Raw genomic sequence first — 14,975 nt, 5'->3', positions numbered from 1 at the left:
TCGGTCTGGGAGAATGATCTGGTGACCACGACAATCGCCCCCGCGCGCCCCCTGCGGCTCGGCCCCATCGAGGTCGAGGTGCCGGTGGTTCTCGCGCCCATGGCGGGCATCACGAATACGGCGTTCCGCCGGTTGTGCCGCGAGTACGGCGCAGGCCTCTACGTGAGCGAGATGATCACCTCGCGCGCCCTGGTGGAGCGCAACGACACGACCATGCGCCTCATCCGCCATCACGAGTCCGAGACGCCGCGCTCGGTGCAGCTCTACGGCGTGGACCCGGCGACGGTGGGAGCGGCCGCGCGCCTGCTTGCAGACGAGGACCGCGCCGACCACATCGACTTGAATTTCGGCTGTCCCGTCCCCAAAGTCACCCGTAAGGGCGGGGGAGCGGCACTGCCGTGGAAGAGCGGACTGTTCGGCGACATCGTTCGCGCGGCCGTGCGCGGTGCGGGCGACATCCCCGTGACCGTGAAGATGCGCAAAGGCATCGACGACGATCACCTCACCTATCTCGATGCCGCCCGTATCGCGGAGGACGCGGGTGTCGCGGCGATCGCGCTGCACGCGCGCACCGCGTCGCAGTTCTACTCGGGCAACGCCGACTGGGACGCGATCGGGACGTTGAAGCAGACCATCACGAGCGTTCCGGTGCTGGGCAACGGCGACATCTGGTCGGCGGAGGACGCCGTGCGCATGGTCGAGCAGACCGGCTGCGACGGTGTCGTGGTGGGGCGCGGCTGCCTCGGGCGTCCGTGGCTCTTCGGCGACCTGGCCCGCGCGTTCGGCGGCGGTGCGGGTACGCAGCCCGTCGATGCGACGCTCGGCTTCGTGGCGGCGGCCTTCCGCCGACACGCGGAGCTGCTCGTGGAGTTCTTCGAGGACGAGGATCGCGGATGCCGGGATATCCGCAAGCACGTGGCCTGGTACTTCAAGGGGTATCCCGTGGGCGGCGACATCCGGGCGCGCCTGGCGACGGCATCCTCGCTGCAGGAGATCGATGACCTCCTCGGCACGCTGGAGCTAGATGCGCCGTACCCGGGCGAGGCGGCGGAAGGGCAGCGCGGCCGGGCGGGGACCCCGAAGCGCCCGGCGCTTCCCGAGGGCTGGCTCGACAGCCGAGAGCTGGCGACCGACGCCGCCGGCGCACTGGCGGATGCGGAGCTCGACCACAGTGGCGGCTGAACACTCCGTGACGGGGACGCGCCCCGACGGGTATGAGGCGACAGACGCCGAACGCTTCTTCGCCGAGCAGCACCGCTCGCAGCGCGACGACTTCGCCCGCGATCGCGCGCGGGTCCTCCACTCCGCCTCGCTGCGCCGACTGGCGGCCAAGACGCAGGTGCTCTCTCCCGCGAGCCCGGCCGATTTCGCGCGCAACCGGTTGACGCACTCGCTCGAGGTCGCGCAGGTGGGGCGCGAGCTGGCCACCGCGCTTCAGCTGGCGCCGGACGTGGTGGACACGGCGTGTCTGAGCCACGATCTCGGTCATCCACCGTTCGGGCACAACGGCGAGCGTGCGCTCAACGACTGGGCCGAGGACATCGGAGGTTTCGAAGGCAATGCCCAGACCCTCCGCATCCTGACCCGGCTCGAGTCGAAGGTGATCTCGGACGACGGCCGCAGCTACGGGCTCAACCTGACGCGTGCCAGCCTCGACGCGACCTGCAAGTACCCGTGGACCATCGACAGCCCCGTGCCCGATCCGGGTGGGCGGCTGAAGTTCGGCGTCTACCCGGACGACGAACCGGTCTTCCGCTGGATGCGCCAGGGCGCGCCGGGACGGGTGCGGTGCATCGAGGCCGAGGTCATGGACCTCTCGGACGACATCGCCTACTCGGTGCACGACTTCGAGGACGCCGTCATCAACGGTTACCTCGACCCCGGGCGCCTCTCGGACCCGCGCCAGCACGCGGCGCTGCTGAGCGCCATCCAGACCTGGGTCGGCTACGACTTCACGCGCGACGAGCTCGACGACGCGCTCTACCGCCTGACCAGCCTGCCCGAGTGGATCGCGTCCTTCGACGGCACCCGGGCGGCGCACGCGAGGCTGAAGAACCTCACCTCCGACCTGATCGGCCGCTTCGCCCGCGCCGCGACCGCGGCGACGCGCGAGGCGTACGACGCACCCGCCCTCACGCGGTACAACGGCCACGTTGTCGTGCCGCGCGTCGTGGAAGCCGAGATGGCGGTGCTCAAAGGCACGATCGGAGCGTTTGTGGTGACGATCGAGGGGCGGAAGGAGCTCTACCGCGAGCAGCGCCGACTGCTGAAGCGGCTCGCGACCGCCCTGTGGGAGGCGCCCGAGCACCTCGACGCCCTGCACGCGGAGGACTTCGCCCGTGCGGAGTCCGACAGCGCACGACGGCGCGTGGTCGTCGATCAGGTCGCGAGTCTCACCGATCGCTTCGCGCTGGGCTGGCACCACCGCCTCGTGGGCGAGATCGACACCGAGACCCTCGACGTCTGGATGCCGGGAGGGCGAACCATCGCTCGATCCCTGTACGCCCTGCCCGAGCCCCTCGAGGGGCTCTGATGCCGGGGCGCATCGCGCAAGCCGACGTCGAGGAGGTGAAGGCCCGCACGAACATCGCCGACATCGTGGGGGAGCGCGTCGCGCTCAAGTCCGCCGGCGTCGGCTCCCTCAAGGGGCTGTGTCCGTTCCACGACGAGAAGAGCCCCAGCTTCCACGTGCGACCGCAGGTGGGCTTCTACCACTGCTTCGGATGCGGCGAGTCCGGCGACGTGTACACGTTCCTGCGGCGCATGGACCACCTGACCTTCACCGAGGCGGTCGAGCGCCTCGCCGGCCGCATCGGCTACACCTTGCACTACGAGGAGGGCGGGGCGGCGCCCGAGACGTCCGGACGCGCGCGCCTGTACGCGGCGAATGCCGCGGCGGCCGAGTTCTTCCGTGCGCAGTTGCTGACCCCCGAGGCGGAGGTGGGGCGTCGTTTCCTCGGTGAGCGGGGCTTCGACGCCGGCGCGGCGGCGCATTTCGGGGTGGGCTTCGCGCCGCCGGGGTGGTCCGGGATGCTCGACGCACTGCTGGCGAAGGGCTTCACCAAGGAGGAACTGCTCACGGCGGGCCTCGTCTCGCAGGGGCAGCGCGGCGTCTACGACAGGTTCCGCGGTCGCGTCGTCTGGCCCATCCGTGATGTCACCGGTCAGGTGCTCGGCTTCGGTGCGCGACGCCTGCTCGAGGACGATAAGGGGCCGAAGTACCTCAACACGCCCGAGACGCCGATCTATCGCAAGTCGCAGGTTCTGTACGGCATCGACCTCGCTAAGCGCGACATGGCCCGCGGCGAGAAACGTCGGGTCATCGTCGTCGAGGGTTACACCGACGTCATGGCGTGCCACCTGGCTGGCCTCACCACCGCGGTTGCGACCTGTGGCACGGCGTTCGGCGGCGACCATATGAAGGTGCTGCGCCGCATCATGGGCGACGACGCGGCCGCCGAGATCGTCTTCACCTTCGATCCGGATGCGGCGGGCCAGAAGGCCGCGGTGCGGGCATTCGCCGAGACCCGCACCGCCAACGTGCAGAGCTTCGTGGCCGTGGGGCCCGCGGATCTCGATCCGTGCGATCTGCGGCTGGCTCGCGGTGACGGCGCGGTGCGCGCCCTGATGGACACCAAGGTCCCGATGTTCGAGTTCGTCATCGACCAGCGACTCGCCGGCCTCGACCTGCGCACGGTCGAGGGTCGACTCGCGGGTCTGAACCTCGCCGCCCCCCTGCTGGCCGAGATCCGTGATGAGCCGCTTCGCCGGCGCTACGAGCACGTCCTCGCGCGCCGACTCGGCGAAGACCTGAAGGACGTCCATCGCGAGGTGGCCCGCCAGCGGGCGCGCGCCGCGGGCGCGCCGGAGCCCGCGGCCGCTCCGGTGGCCGCGCCCGACGCCCCGCAACCGACGGCCATGCGCGTCACACTCGCCTCGCTGCCCCGCTCGGCCGATCTGGAGCGCGACGCGGTGATGGGATTCCTGCAGTACGGGCACCGCCTCGACCCGGCAGAGCTGCGGGCGGCCCTGGATGAGACGTTCCAGCATCCGGCACTCGAGGCGGTGCGGTCGAGCATCGCCGCGGTCCCGGACCACTCTCGTCCCGGATGGGCGGCGGCGGCCGTCGACGCCGTGAGGGAGCCTTTCCGCTCGCTGGCCGCCGAGTTGCTGACCGGCGAGTTCCCGGCGCGCGACGAGGAGCACGCGGTGATCTCGGCGCGAGATCTGGCCCTGCGCATCCGGTTGCGTGCCATCGACCGGCAGAAGCAGGAGCTGGTCGGAGACATCCAGCGGCTCGCCCCCGACTCGCCGGAGGGGCGCGAGGTCCGGCTGCGCCTGCGCGAACTGGATGCGGCGCGACTGCGCCTGACCCTCGATCAGTAGCGGTTCAGACGCTCAGCGTGCAGGATGACTGCATGGATCAGGCCGCGCACAGCATCGATTGCAGCGACATCTCACTCGCTCATGCCGGCAGCGACGAGCGTGTGATCGACGGCATCTCCTTCCGCCTGGAGCGCGGAGCCGCCCTCATCCTGGTCGGTTCGACGGGTTCCGGGAAGTCGACGCTCGCGGCCGTCCTGGCCGGGCAGGCGGATGAGGGCGTCCACGTCGTCGGCGGCGATGCCGTGGTCGAAGGGGTGTCGGTGCGGCACGGCGGTCGCCGTCGTCGCGCCCTTCCGGTCTTCGCGGGCTACCTCGGCCAGCAGGACGGTGCCCAGCTCCCGCCCCGGCTGACGGTGGCCGAGATCGTGGCGGAGCCGGTGACGAGCCGTGCGCGGCGGGTGAACGCCCGTGCTCTCGAGCTGCGGGTGGTGACGCTCCTCGACGAGCTCGGACTCAGCATCGGCGCGGCCTCCAAGTTCCCGTACGAGCTGAGCTCGGGGATGCGTCAACGTGTCGCGATCGCCCGAGCACTCGTGCTCGATCCCCGCCTGGTGGTTGCCGACGAGCCCATGGCGAACCTTGACGTCGAGGGACGGGAGCTGGTGCGGACCGCTTTCGAGACGCGGCGCCGGGAACGGGGTACCTCGCTGCTCCTCGTGGCCAATGAAGCGGAGACGCTCGCGAGTTTCGACGCCGACGTGCTCGTCATGCAGGCGGGGCACGCGGTGGGATTCGGACACGGCGTGAAGCAGATGCAGTGGACGCCTTCGTCGTCGGCCGATCGTCGTCTCGTGTCGTCGTGAGCCCGCGGAGTTTGCTACGATAGTCGGGTTGCCTTCGCGAGAAGGACAGCATTCCTCGGTAGCTCAATTGGCAGAGCAATCGGCTGTTAACCGATAGGTTCTTGGTTCGAGTCCAAGCCGGGGAGCGAGAGTACTGCGTTATCTACCGCAGCTCTCACCTGAGACCCGGGCTTCCACCCCGGGTCTTTTTTCATGCGCTCTTCGGTGCCCCGGAGACCATGGCGAGCGCCTGCGTGCACGGTCCCCGTGTTCGTCCACAACCGGCTCGGCACCGACATAGCCGCTGGATAGGGTGAGGGGGGAGACGCTTCGGGGTGAGGCGTCCGTCGCCGCGACCGGAAGGATGCACATGGATATCGCCGCACTCGGAGCAATGGGGCTGCTGGCCATCGTCGGCGGAATCGTGCTGGTCGTCGTTCTGGTCGTCGTGCTGATCCTCATCCGCGCCTGGTACCGGGTGGCAAAGGCCGACGAGGCTCTCGTGATCGTCGGTAAGAAGCAGCGCAGCACCAGCGGGGACTCGCGCATCACGGTGATCACCGGCGGCGGGGCGATCGTGAACCCGCTGACCCAGCGCGGCGAGATGATCTCGCTCCGTGCCCGCCAGATCAAGATGGAGCCGACGGCGCAGTCCTCCAACGGCGTCACCGTCAACGTGAGCGGTGTCGCGCTCGTCAAGATCGGCTCCGACCCCGAATCCGTCCGCCGCGCGGCCGAGCGCTTCGCCTCGCAGGACAAGGCCATCGAACAGTTCACGACCGAACAGCTCGAGGGCGCGCTCCGCGGTGTCGTCGCGACGTTGACGGTGGAGGAGCTCATGCGCGATCGGCAGCGTCTGTCGGACCAGATCGCCGAAGGCATCAAGAGCGATCTGTCGTCGCAGGGGTTGATCCTCGACTCGTTCCAGATCCAGGGCATCACCGATCAGAACGGCTACATCTCCGCTCTCGGCGCGACCGAGGTCGAGCGCGTGAAGCGCGAGGCGGAGGTCGCCAAGATCAACGCGGAGCGCGAGATCCGGGCGCGTCAGATCGCCACCCAGGAGGCGAACCTGATCGAGCAGACGGCGCTCGACAAGAACACGGCAGCAGCGCAGGCCGAGGTCGGGCGGGCCAACGCCGAGGCCGAGCAGGCCGAGGCCCTCGCCCGGGCAGAGCGTCAGCAGGCGGTTCTGCTCCAGGAGGCCGAGAACAAGCAGGCGCGCCTCGATGCCGACATCAAGAAGGTCGCCGACGCCAACCTCTACGAGCGTGAGCGCGCGGCCGATGCCGACGCGTACGCCAAGGTGAAGGCGGCGCAGGCGCAGGCGCAGATCGCGGAGCAGGATGCGGCCGCCACGCGGCTGCGTGCGAACGCCGAGGCCGACGCCGTTCGTGCCGAGGGTGAGGCGCGCGCTGCGGCGATCCAGGCGGAAGCCGAGGCGCTCAGCCGCAACCAGCAGGCTCTGCTCGCGCAGCGCGCTCTCGAAGCACTCGTGCCGATGATGGCCGAGTTCGCGAAGGGCTACGACAAGGTGGGTTCCGTCACCGTCCTCGGCGGAGAGGGCGCCAGCAGTCACCTCGCGGCCGAGTCCGCGCAGGGTCTTCGCGCCACCTTCGACGCGGTCAAGGTGGCGACCGGCCTCGACCTTGCGGAGATCATCCAGGGCCGCGTCGTCGGTCAGGCGATGGGAGAGCAGCTGCAGGCCGCGGCGCCGCAGGGTCAGCACACCCCGCCCGCACCGCCGGCAGCGGCTCCGGCCGCCGACACGACACCCGAAGGGGCGTGAGCCTCAGCCCTCGAGGTCGTCGACGCCCGGGAGCCAGGACGCTCCCGGGCGTCCCCATCCGCGCTTGCGGGCGATCTTCTGCGTCGTCTTCCAGTCCGCGTCGCTGAGGCGATCGACGTACAGAACACCGTCGAGGTGATCGAACTCGTGCTGCAGGATGCGGGCTCGCCAGCCCTCGACTTCGATGGACACCGGACGGCCTTCGAGGTCGGTTCCGGTCACGCGTACCCGCTCCGAGCGGCGCAGCGGAAAGCGTTCGCCGGGAAACGAGAGGCAGCCCTCGGATTCTTCGTCTTCGTCCGGATCCCCGGGGATGAGCGGCGTCATCCACAACTCGGGGTTGATGATCTCGCCCCGCCACTGGGCGCCCTCGTCGTCCTGGTAGGTGTAGGTGAAGATGCGCAGGCCGACACCGACCTGGGGTGCGGCCAGGCCGACGCCGGGAGCCGCATCCATGGTCTCGTACATGTCGGCGACCAGGGTGCGGATCTCGTCGGTCACCTCCTCGACGGGGGCGGCGGGGGAGTGGAGGACGGGATCGCCCATGATGCGAATCGGAAGGACAGCCACGTGTCTGAGCCTACCCAGCGCACGCCGGAGGTTAGGGTCATAGGGTGCTCCCAGCGGAAGTGATCCTGAACGATGTCGCCAACGACCTCGTCGGCGTGTTCCGTGACCCGGGCATCCTCATCGGCATCCCGATCGCCTTGCTCGGCGCGGTGTTCATGTCGCTCGGTGCGCAGTACCAGCACCGTGGTGTGGTCAAGGTCGAACGGCTCGCGAACGCGTCGGGCGCGAGCGGGCTCAGCGGAGGACAGCTCCTTCAGCTCTTGAGGCGGCCGTCCTGGGTCGCCGGAACGGTGATGCTCGGCTTGGGCATCACCTGTCAGCTGACGGCTCTCGCCTTCGCACCCCTGATCCTGGTGCAGCCTCTCGGGGCGGTGTCGCTCGTGATCACGACGCTGCTGAATGCGAGGATCTCCGGACACAAACCGACGAAGGCGTCGGTGCGTTCGATCATCGCGTGTGTCGGCGGCATCCTCATCTTCGTCACGATCGCCGCGTTCGTCGCGACGGAACAGCCGATCTCCCAGTCGGAGCTCCTGACGATCCTCGGACTGCTCGCGGTGGTGGTCGTGCTCACCGCCCTCTCTTGGTGGCTGTGGATGCGCAAGCACGCTCGTCCGCTCTTCTACATCGTCGCGGCGGGGGTGCTCTACGCGTTCGTCGCCACCCTTGCCAAAGTCGTGATCAAGAACATCCAGGAGGGCGACTTCGGCTGGCTTTCGATCCTGTGCATCGTGGGGCTGCTGGTCGCCGTGACGCTCGGCGCGTACTTCGTGCAGACCGCCTACTCCGTGGGCCCGCCTGACCTCGTCATCGCGGGGCTCACGGTCATCGATCCCATCGTCGCCGTCGTGATCGGTCTCGTCATCCTCCAGGAGGCGGCGACCGCGGGCGCCTGGGCGATCGCGGGCTTCGTCGTGGCCGGTCTCATCGCGGTCTACGGCGTGTTCTCTCTGACCCGCAACCACCCGCAGGTCATCAGCGACAGTCAGGAGCTGCCCCTGCAGCGAGGCAGCCGCGGAGACACCGCGCCGCCGCGATAGGCTTTTCAGCACAGGGGGCGGTGGCCAAGCTGGTCAAGGCAGCGGGCTCATAACCCGACGATCGTGGGTTCAAGTCCCACCCGCCCTACTCACCTCATCGAGGGTTCACCTCGGCGACCCGCCCGGCGAGGCGGTGTTGCCGGAGCCGTGGAGGAGGCCGGTCGACGGGTCGATCCAGTTTCGGGAGCCGGTCATCCTGTGCCAGCGCTTGTGCAATGCCAGATCGGTGTCCTCTGCTTCCGCGACGACGGCGCCGCACACATCGCAGATGTGCAGGATCACGACCTCGTCTGCTGCGGTCCTCACCGTGATCGATCCCGACGGGAATGTGACGCCCATGAGGTTCCCTTCGCTCCATGACCGACCGGCACGGTCGGGTTCGAGATGGTCATCACCCTAGAGGAGGGGCGTCGCCGAGCGTTGGTGAGTTCCACAGACCGTGTGTATCGCGAACGTATCGAGAACTGCATACGACGCTGTGACGAGCGCATGGATTGACTCTGATTGTGTCGAACGCCTCAGACCCCCGCACTGATGCGGTCATGTCGGCCCCGGAGCTGCGCGTGGACGAGGACGCGATCCGAGCCAACGTGCGGTACTTCTCCCGTCTCACGCGGAGCCGCCTGATGGCGGTGTTGAAGGCAGACGCATTCGGTCATGGTCCCGTCGCATCAGCGGTGATCGAAGAGGGGGCTACCGCGTTCGGAGTCGCGTCGCTCGACGAAGGACTCACGCTTCGGCGCAACGGTCTCGACGTCCCGATCCTGAGTTGGCTGAATCCGGTCGATGCCGACTTCGCGTCGGCCGTATCGGAGCGCATAGACCTCGGCGTGTCCGGTGCGGAATCGCTGCACGCGATCGTCCGAGCCGCGCTTCGCTGCGGTCACCCGGCACGACTTCACCTGCATGCCGATCTGGGCATGAGCCGTGACGGCGCGCCCGCATCCGAGTGGCGGAGCCTGTGCGAACTCGCCCGGATGGCGGAGCGGCAGGGGCATGTGCAGATCGTCGGGATCATGGGGCACATGTCCTGCGCCGACCGCCCGGACGACCCGCAGAACCTCTGCGAGCGGCTGCGCTTCGATGCGGCCGTTCGAAGCGCTCGCCATCGAGGGCTCGCGCCATCCGTCACGCATCTCGCGGCGACGGCGGCCACGATCACGGGGGCCGGCGGTGATCACGACCTCCATCGCATCGGAGCGGGCCTGTACGGGATCGACCCTTCGCGGACCTCGAGCGAGCTGCGCTTCGCTCTCTCCCTGCGCGCGCCGGTCATCAGCGCGCGTCGGGTCGGTGCGCAGGTGAGCGTCGGTTACGGCGCCTCCTTCACCACGGACCGTCCCACCCACCTGGCCCTGCTTCCGCTGGGTTATGCGGACGGGTTGCCGCGCGCGGCCTCCCACCGGGCGGAGGTCCTCGTGCGGGGTCGCCGTCGTCGGATCGTCGGCCTGATCTCCATGGACATGGCGGTCATCGACACCGGCGACGACTTTCTGACCCCAGGGGAGCCCGTGACGGTCTTCGGGCCCGGCGACCAGGGAGAGCCCACCGTGGCTGACTGGGCGAGATGGTCGGAGACCATCGACCACGAGATCGTCACCCGAATCGGTGTACGCGTCTCTCGTGTGCATCGCAGAACACATCGGAAGGATCCCTGAATGACGACATTCCGGCAGCGAAGGGTCGTGGTCATCGGTGGCGGAGCGAACGACGAGCACGATGTGTCGCTCGCGTCGGCGGCCTCGGTGGCGCGTGCGGCGCGTGAGCTCGGCGACGAGGTATGCGAGCTGTCCATCGAGCGCGGTGGGCAGTGGCGGTCAGTCGACGGGCCGCTCGCGCCCACCGATGCCGTGCGCCTGCTCGACGGCTGCGACGTCGTCTTCCCGGTCCTGCACGGGGTGAACGGCGAGGATGGTGCGATCGCCGGCCTTCTCACGATGCTGGGTGTCCCGTTCGCGGGTTCGCCGGTGCGGGCGGGTGCCTTGGCGATGGACAAGTGGGCGATGAAGCTCGTCGCCGGTGCCCTCGGGGTGGCGACGGCACCGGGAATCCTGATCGAGCCGGGTGACGCGGTGCCGACCGTTCCCCTCGCTACGCCCTTCGTGGTGAAGCCGACGTCGGGCGGCTCGAGCAACGGCGTGTCGCTGGTCTCGGACGCGGCGGAGCTGGCGGTTGCGATCGAACGGGCGCGCTGCGCGGGGAGCAGTGTGCTGGTGGAGCCCTACATCACCGGGCGAGAGGTGGACATCGCCGTGTTCCGTGGACCCTCGGGCGCACTGCGGGTCGGCGAGCCGCTGGAGATCGCCGTCGCCGATCGGGCCGTTTTCGACCACGCCGCGAAGTACGACGGCAGCGCGCCGTTCATCCTCCCCGCCCGCGTGACGTCGGACGAGTTGGAGATCCTGGAGCGGGATGCGGTGCGTCTCTACGATGCACTCGGATGTGCGGGTGTCGCACGTTTCGATTTCTTCGTCACCGGTCGCGGCGTCGTGCTCAACGAGGTGAACACCACGCCGGGACTGACCGAGCACTCGCAAGTGCCCCGCATGTACGCCGCCGTCGGGCTCGGTTACTCGGCTCTGATCGGCCAGCTGCTCGACGCAGCCGTCGCACGGTGAGCGGCTGACCGGTCGCCCCTGCTCGGGGAAGTACCTCAGGTCACGCGGAGCGCGACGCGGGACCGGTTGCGATCAGATGCTCGGTGTCGACCGACAGTGCGAGCATCTGCGCGTCGTGAATGACCTTCTGGTCATATCCCGTGAGCCTCTCGGCATGCTGGCTCAGGTGCTCGCGCCAGCTACCGACGTCGAAGGCCTCCACGAGCAGGCCAGGCTCTTCCCGGTCGGCGTACAGCGTCCAGCTCCGCGCCCCTGTTCGACGTCGGCTGTGCTCGACGAGCGCCATCCGACTCAGGAACTCCTCCCGGCGTCCCTCGTCCACCCGGTAGCGCACGAGAACGAGCGTCTGCGCGTTCTCATCGATGTCCGCATCCGAATCGAGCTGGGGCAGGGGGAGCTCTCCACGACCACGGGCGATGTCTCCCGTCGCCGCGAGCGGGATCGCGAGCTGGGTCAGCGCCACCAGGACGACGAGAACCCCCGCCGCCAGACAAGCCGTGACCGATCCGATCCAGCCGGCCACGGCACCCGCGAGCGCGGATCCCGCCGCGGTCGAGCCGAACAGCACCATCTGATAGATCGAGAGCCCGCGTGTGCGCACCCACGTGGGGAGGAAGGACTGTACCGCGCCGTTGAGGGTCGCGATCACACCGATCCACCCCGCACCGCCCGCGGCCAGGATCACGACGGTGAGCGGGGCCCAGGGAGAGACGGCGGTGCCGACCATGCTGGCTCCGAAGGCGAGGGCGCACAGTAGCACGGTGCGGTTCACCCCGATCGCGTCTCGCACGCGCGGCATCGTGAAGGCGCCCACGATGGACCCCGCCCCGACGCCGGCGAGGAGCACTCCGTACCCCGTGGCGTCGAGACCGAGGCGCTCCGTCGCGAGCAGCGGCAGAAGCGCGTACAGCGCCGACGCGGGCACGATGAAGAGCCCCAGGCGCAGGTAAAGCGCACGGATGATCCCCGCGTTGCGGACGTATCGCACGCCCGCTCGGGTGGCATCCAGGAAGGGCTCGAACCCGTGCGCGCAGGGCCGGTACCCGCGCCACGCCAGCAGGACCACCAGGAAGACCGCGAAGGATGCGGCGTTCAGGGCGAAGACGAAGGCGACACCGAGCAGCGAGACCAAGGCTCCTGCGATCGCGGGACCGATCGCCCGTGCGACGTTGACCGATATCGAGCTGAGCGACGCCGCGTTGGGGATGAAGGGCGTCGGTACGATCTCGGCGGAGATCGCGCCGTACGCGGGCAACTGCACAGCTGAGGCCGCCCCGAGCACGAGGGTCAGCGCGAGCAGCAGATAGGGCGACATCTCACCGGTCATCGTGAGGACGACCAGCACGCCCCCGATGACGACCTGCGTGGCCTGCACCCAGATCAGCAGGGTTCGTCGGTTCAGAAGTTCACCGATCACGCCCGCTGGTATCCCCAGCAGAAGGACGGGCGCGGCGCTCGCGGTCTGCACGAGAGCGATGAGCAGAGGGGAACTGTGCTGTTCCACGAGGAACCACTGCGCCCCGACTGTCTGCATCCAGCTGCCGATGTTGCTGATCAGGGCCGCGATCCACAGGGCGCGGAACGCGGGCACGGTGAGCGGCGCGAGCGCGCCCACGCGCGCGGGCGCGACCGGGACGGTCGCCGGGTCGGGTGCCTCGATCATGTCTCGCCCTTCCTGCGCCCCACGACGGACGCGCTCTCCCAGCAAAGCGCGTCCTGGCGCCGCGCAGGCAGGACAGCTGACGGAAGTCCGCTCGACCCGCTCGGTGGCGCGCGGACTTCCAGAGAGTTACAGACTTGTGATTCTCGGGTGGGCCGGAGATAATGGCCGGGACAACCGCATATCCGCAGCTCGTCCACCGAGTCAGGTCGTAGGGGAAGACGCACCTGATGATCGGAGAGAGAATGGCTGCACACATGGCGCGCGGAGTGGTGTTCATCCACTCGGCGCCACGGGCGTTGTGTCCCCACCTCGAGTGGGCTGTCGGGCGTGTGCTCGGGCGCGCCGTCAACTTCGAGTGGTCCGATCAGCCGGTACTGCCGGGCAGTCGCCGCGCCGAGTTCTACTGGGAGGCTCCCAACGGAACCGGAGCGGCGCTCGCCAGTGCGATGCACGGCTGGGAGCACTTGCGCTTCGAGGTCTCCGAGGATCCGAGTGCCCGCAGCGACGGCGGTCGGTGGATGCACACGCCGGACCTCGGCGTGCACTTCGCGCAGACCGACACCGCCGGCAACGTGGTGATCGGGGAGGACCGCATTCGCTACGCGATGGAGCTCGCCGCGGGGGATGCGGCCGAGTTGCAGCGCGAGCTCAGCGTCGCCCTGGGCGGAGCGTGGGACGAAGAGCTGGAGCCGTTCCGTCAGGCCGGTGACGATGCCCCGGTGGTGTGGCTGCACAAGGTCGGCTGACCAAGACCTCGGGCGGCGGGAGCGCTGCTACCGGATGCCGGTCGACCTCGTCCCGGCGCTGGGAAGGCGCACCGCCGCCCGATACGACGAAGGCCCGGAGAGCGGTTGCTCTCCGGGCCTTTCGGCGTGAGGGTTCAGGTGTTCGAGAACGCGACGACCGCGTTGTGTCCGCCGAAGCCGAACGAGTTGCTGATCGCGAGCTGATCGCCGGCGCCCAGCGACTGGACCGAGCCGGACACGCGGAAGGGGACGGCGGGATCCTGTTCCGTGATGTTGATCGTCGGCGGTGCCTGCCGCTCGCTGATCGCGAGGATCGTGAAGATCGCCTCGAGAGCGCCGGTGCCGCCGAGAAGGTGGCCCGTGGACGCCTTCGTCGCCGACACGGGGATGTCGTCGATGCGGTCGCCGAAGACGGCCTTGAGTGCGGTGTACTCGTTGGGATCGCCGACGGGTGTCGAGGTGGCGTGCGCGTTGATGTGGGTCACGTCGTCCACGGACGCGTCGGCCATGGCGAGCGCAAGCCCCACCGCCCGCGCGGCGCCCGCGCCCTCGGGGTCGTTGGCGGTGATGTGGTACGAGTCGGCCGTGACGCCGCCGCCGGCCACGTACGCGTAGATCTTCGCGCCGCGCGCGCGAGCGTGCTCTTCGGTCTCGAGGATGAGAGCCGCGGCACCTTCGCCCATCACGAACCCGTCGCGGTCGATGCTGGTCGGGCGCGATGCCGTGGCGGGGTCGTCGTTGCGCTTGGAGAGCGCCTGCATGGAGGCGAACGACGCGATCGTGATCGGGTGGATGGCCGATTCGGTTCCACCGGCGATGATGACGTCGGCGAGGCCGTCGCGCAGGTGCTCGATCGCGTTGACGATGGATTCCGTGCTGGACGCGCACGCGCTCGCGACGGTGCGCGCGAACGCGCGTGCGCCGAAGTGAAGCGAAAGGTTCCCGGCCGCCGCGTTGGGCATGAGCATCGGAACCGTCATCGGCATGACGCGACGAGGGCCCTTCTCCCGGAGGGTGTCCCAGGCGTCCAGGAGGGTCCACACGCCTCCGATTCCGGTGGCGAAGTCGACGCCGAGACGCTCCGGGGCGACGTCGGGCGCACCGGCATCCGCCCAGGCTTCCTTGGCCGCGATGAGGGCGAACTGCGAAGACGGGTCGAGCCGCTTGGCGATCGGCCGCTCCAGCACCTCCTCAGGGCGGACCTTCGCCTCGGCGGCGAACGTCACCGGGAGGGAGTACTGCTCCACCCAGTCGTGCTCGAGAGTGCGGGTGCCGGACTCTCCGTTCAGCAGGGCGGACCAGCTTTCGGGGGCGGTTCCTCCGAGGGGGGAGGAGGTTCCGATGCCGGTGACGACGATGCGGGCGGTGCTCATGTTCGGTC

The 14,975-nt window shown here is 69.1% G+C and carries 13 protein-coding genes and 2 tRNA genes; 11 read left to right on the top strand and 4 right to left on the bottom strand.

From position 1 onward, the window contains the following. The first annotated feature begins 21 nt into the window (after positions 1–21). From dusB to QE377_RS00110, 6 genes are all read left to right on the top strand, one after another. A complete protein-coding gene (dusB, locus tag QE377_RS00135; RefSeq protein ID WP_307318448.1) occupies positions 22–1,182 on the top strand; it encodes a tRNA dihydrouridine synthase DusB in 1,161 nt (386 codons plus the stop codon). Then, positions 1,154–2,533: a deoxyguanosinetriphosphate triphosphohydrolase gene (locus tag QE377_RS00130; protein ID WP_307318445.1), complete on the top strand. Its 1,380-nt coding sequence runs from the start codon at positions 1,154–1,156 to the stop codon at positions 2,531–2,533. The genes dusB and QE377_RS00130 overlap by 29 nt, the downstream gene beginning before the upstream one ends. After that, positions 2,533–4,386 carry a DNA primase gene (gene dnaG, locus QE377_RS00125; protein WP_307318443.1) on the top strand — a complete coding sequence of 618 codons (1,854 nt, stop codon included), beginning with the start codon at positions 2,533–2,535 and terminating at the stop codon, positions 4,384–4,386. The genes QE377_RS00130 and dnaG overlap by 1 nt, the downstream gene beginning before the upstream one ends. Before the next feature lie 32 nt (positions 4,387–4,418). Then, positions 4,419–5,189, top strand: a complete 771-nt coding sequence (locus QE377_RS00120) for an ATP-binding cassette domain-containing protein (RefSeq protein ID WP_307318441.1) — start codon at positions 4,419–4,421, stop codon at positions 5,187–5,189. Positions 5,190–5,241: 52 nt separating this feature from the next. Beyond that, positions 5,242–5,314: transfer RNA gene (locus QE377_RS00115), tRNA-Asn, on the top strand. Between the two features lie 224 nt (positions 5,315–5,538). Continuing rightward, a complete protein-coding gene (locus QE377_RS00110; protein ID WP_307318438.1) occupies positions 5,539–6,957 on the top strand; it encodes a flotillin family protein in 1,419 nt (472 codons plus the stop codon). Between the two features lie 3 nt (positions 6,958–6,960). Here the strand turns inward: QE377_RS00110 and def are convergent, their stop codons facing one another. Next, complete coding sequence (gene def, locus QE377_RS00105) at positions 6,961–7,527, bottom strand: peptide deformylase (RefSeq protein ID WP_307318436.1); 567 nt, start codon at positions 7,525–7,527, stop codon at positions 6,961–6,963. Between the two features lie 44 nt (positions 7,528–7,571). Here def and QE377_RS00100 point away from each other — a divergent pair, with 44 nt between their 5' ends. Continuing rightward, the gene (locus tag QE377_RS00100; RefSeq protein ID WP_234072981.1) at positions 7,572–8,567 is read left to right on the top strand and encodes a DMT family transporter; all 996 of its coding nucleotides are present in this window, start codon (positions 7,572–7,574) and stop codon (positions 8,565–8,567) included. Positions 8,568–8,581: 14 nt separating this feature from the next. Further along, a tRNA-Ile gene (locus tag QE377_RS00095) sits at positions 8,582–8,655 on the top strand. Between the two features lie 17 nt (positions 8,656–8,672). On the opposite strand, the gene QE377_RS00090 is transcribed toward QE377_RS00095, so the two are convergent. Next, a complete protein-coding gene (locus QE377_RS00090) occupies positions 8,673–8,906 on the bottom strand; it encodes a histidine ammonia-lyase (RefSeq protein ID WP_307318434.1) in 234 nt (77 codons plus the stop codon). A gap of 167 nt (positions 8,907–9,073) precedes the next feature. On the opposite strand from QE377_RS00090, the gene alr reads away from it, so the two are divergent. Together alr and QE377_RS00080 are read left to right on the top strand one after the other, a co-directional pair. After that, the gene (gene alr, locus QE377_RS00085) at positions 9,074–10,225 is read left to right on the top strand and encodes an alanine racemase (RefSeq protein WP_307318432.1); all 1,152 of its coding nucleotides are present in this window, start codon (positions 9,074–9,076) and stop codon (positions 10,223–10,225) included. Then, positions 10,226–11,185 carry an ATP-grasp domain-containing protein gene (locus QE377_RS00080; RefSeq protein ID WP_307318431.1) on the top strand — a complete coding sequence of 320 codons (960 nt, stop codon included), beginning with the start codon at positions 10,226–10,228 and terminating at the stop codon, positions 11,183–11,185. Positions 11,186–11,225: 40 nt separating this feature from the next. On the opposite strand, the gene QE377_RS00075 is transcribed toward QE377_RS00080, so the two are convergent. Further along, positions 11,226–12,848: an MFS transporter gene (locus QE377_RS00075; protein WP_307318430.1), complete on the bottom strand. Its 1,623-nt coding sequence runs from the start codon at positions 12,846–12,848 to the stop codon at positions 11,226–11,228. Positions 12,849–13,090: 242 nt separating this feature from the next. Here QE377_RS00075 and QE377_RS00070 point away from each other — a divergent pair, with 242 nt between their 5' ends. Next, positions 13,091–13,594 (top strand): DUF3145 domain-containing protein, encoded by a 504-nt coding sequence (locus QE377_RS00070; RefSeq protein ID WP_307318428.1) that lies wholly within the window; start codon positions 13,091–13,093, stop codon positions 13,592–13,594. A 134-nt stretch (positions 13,595–13,728) separates the two neighbouring features. Here QE377_RS00070 and QE377_RS00065 read toward each other — a convergent pair whose 3' ends face one another. Further along, entirely contained in the window at positions 13,729–14,967 is a 1,239-nt protein-coding gene (locus QE377_RS00065) for a beta-ketoacyl synthase (RefSeq protein WP_307318425.1), read from the bottom strand. Positions 14,968–14,975 lie beyond the last annotated feature (8 nt).

The organism is Microbacterium sp. SORGH_AS_0862 (assembly GCF_030818795.1).
Lineage (GTDB): Bacteria > Actinomycetota > Actinomycetes > Actinomycetales > Microbacteriaceae > Microbacterium.
This window is presented reverse-complemented; position numbering and strand designations above follow the sequence as displayed.

What these genes read in the sequence shown, in the direction of transcription:
- dnaG (WP_307318443.1), top strand. Translation starts at nt 2,533, where the DNA reads ATGCCGGGGCGCATCGCGCAAGCCGACGTCGAGGAGGTGAAGGCCCGC.
- QE377_RS00130 (WP_307318445.1), top strand. Translation starts at nt 1,154, where the DNA reads ATGCGGAGCTCGACCACAGTGGCGGCTGAACACTCCGTGACGGGGACG.
- QE377_RS00080 (WP_307318431.1), top strand. Translation starts at nt 10,226, where the DNA reads ATGACGACATTCCGGCAGCGAAGGGTCGTGGTCATCGGTGGCGGAGCG.
- QE377_RS00090 (WP_307318434.1), bottom strand. Translation starts at nt 8,906, where the DNA reads ATGGGCGTCACATTCCCGTCGGGATCGATCACGGTGAGGACCGCAGCA.
- QE377_RS00110 (WP_307318438.1), top strand. Translation starts at nt 5,539, where the DNA reads ATGGATATCGCCGCACTCGGAGCAATGGGGCTGCTGGCCATCGTCGGC.
- QE377_RS00065 (WP_307318425.1), bottom strand. Translation starts at nt 14,967, where the DNA reads ATGAGCACCGCCCGCATCGTCGTCACCGGCATCGGAACCTCCTCCCCC.
- QE377_RS00075 (WP_307318430.1), bottom strand. Translation starts at nt 12,848, where the DNA reads ATGATCGAGGCACCCGACCCGGCGACCGTCCCGGTCGCGCCCGCGCGC.
- QE377_RS00070 (WP_307318428.1), top strand. Translation starts at nt 13,091, where the DNA reads ATGGCTGCACACATGGCGCGCGGAGTGGTGTTCATCCACTCGGCGCCA.
- QE377_RS00120 (WP_307318441.1), top strand. Translation starts at nt 4,419, where the DNA reads ATGGATCAGGCCGCGCACAGCATCGATTGCAGCGACATCTCACTCGCT.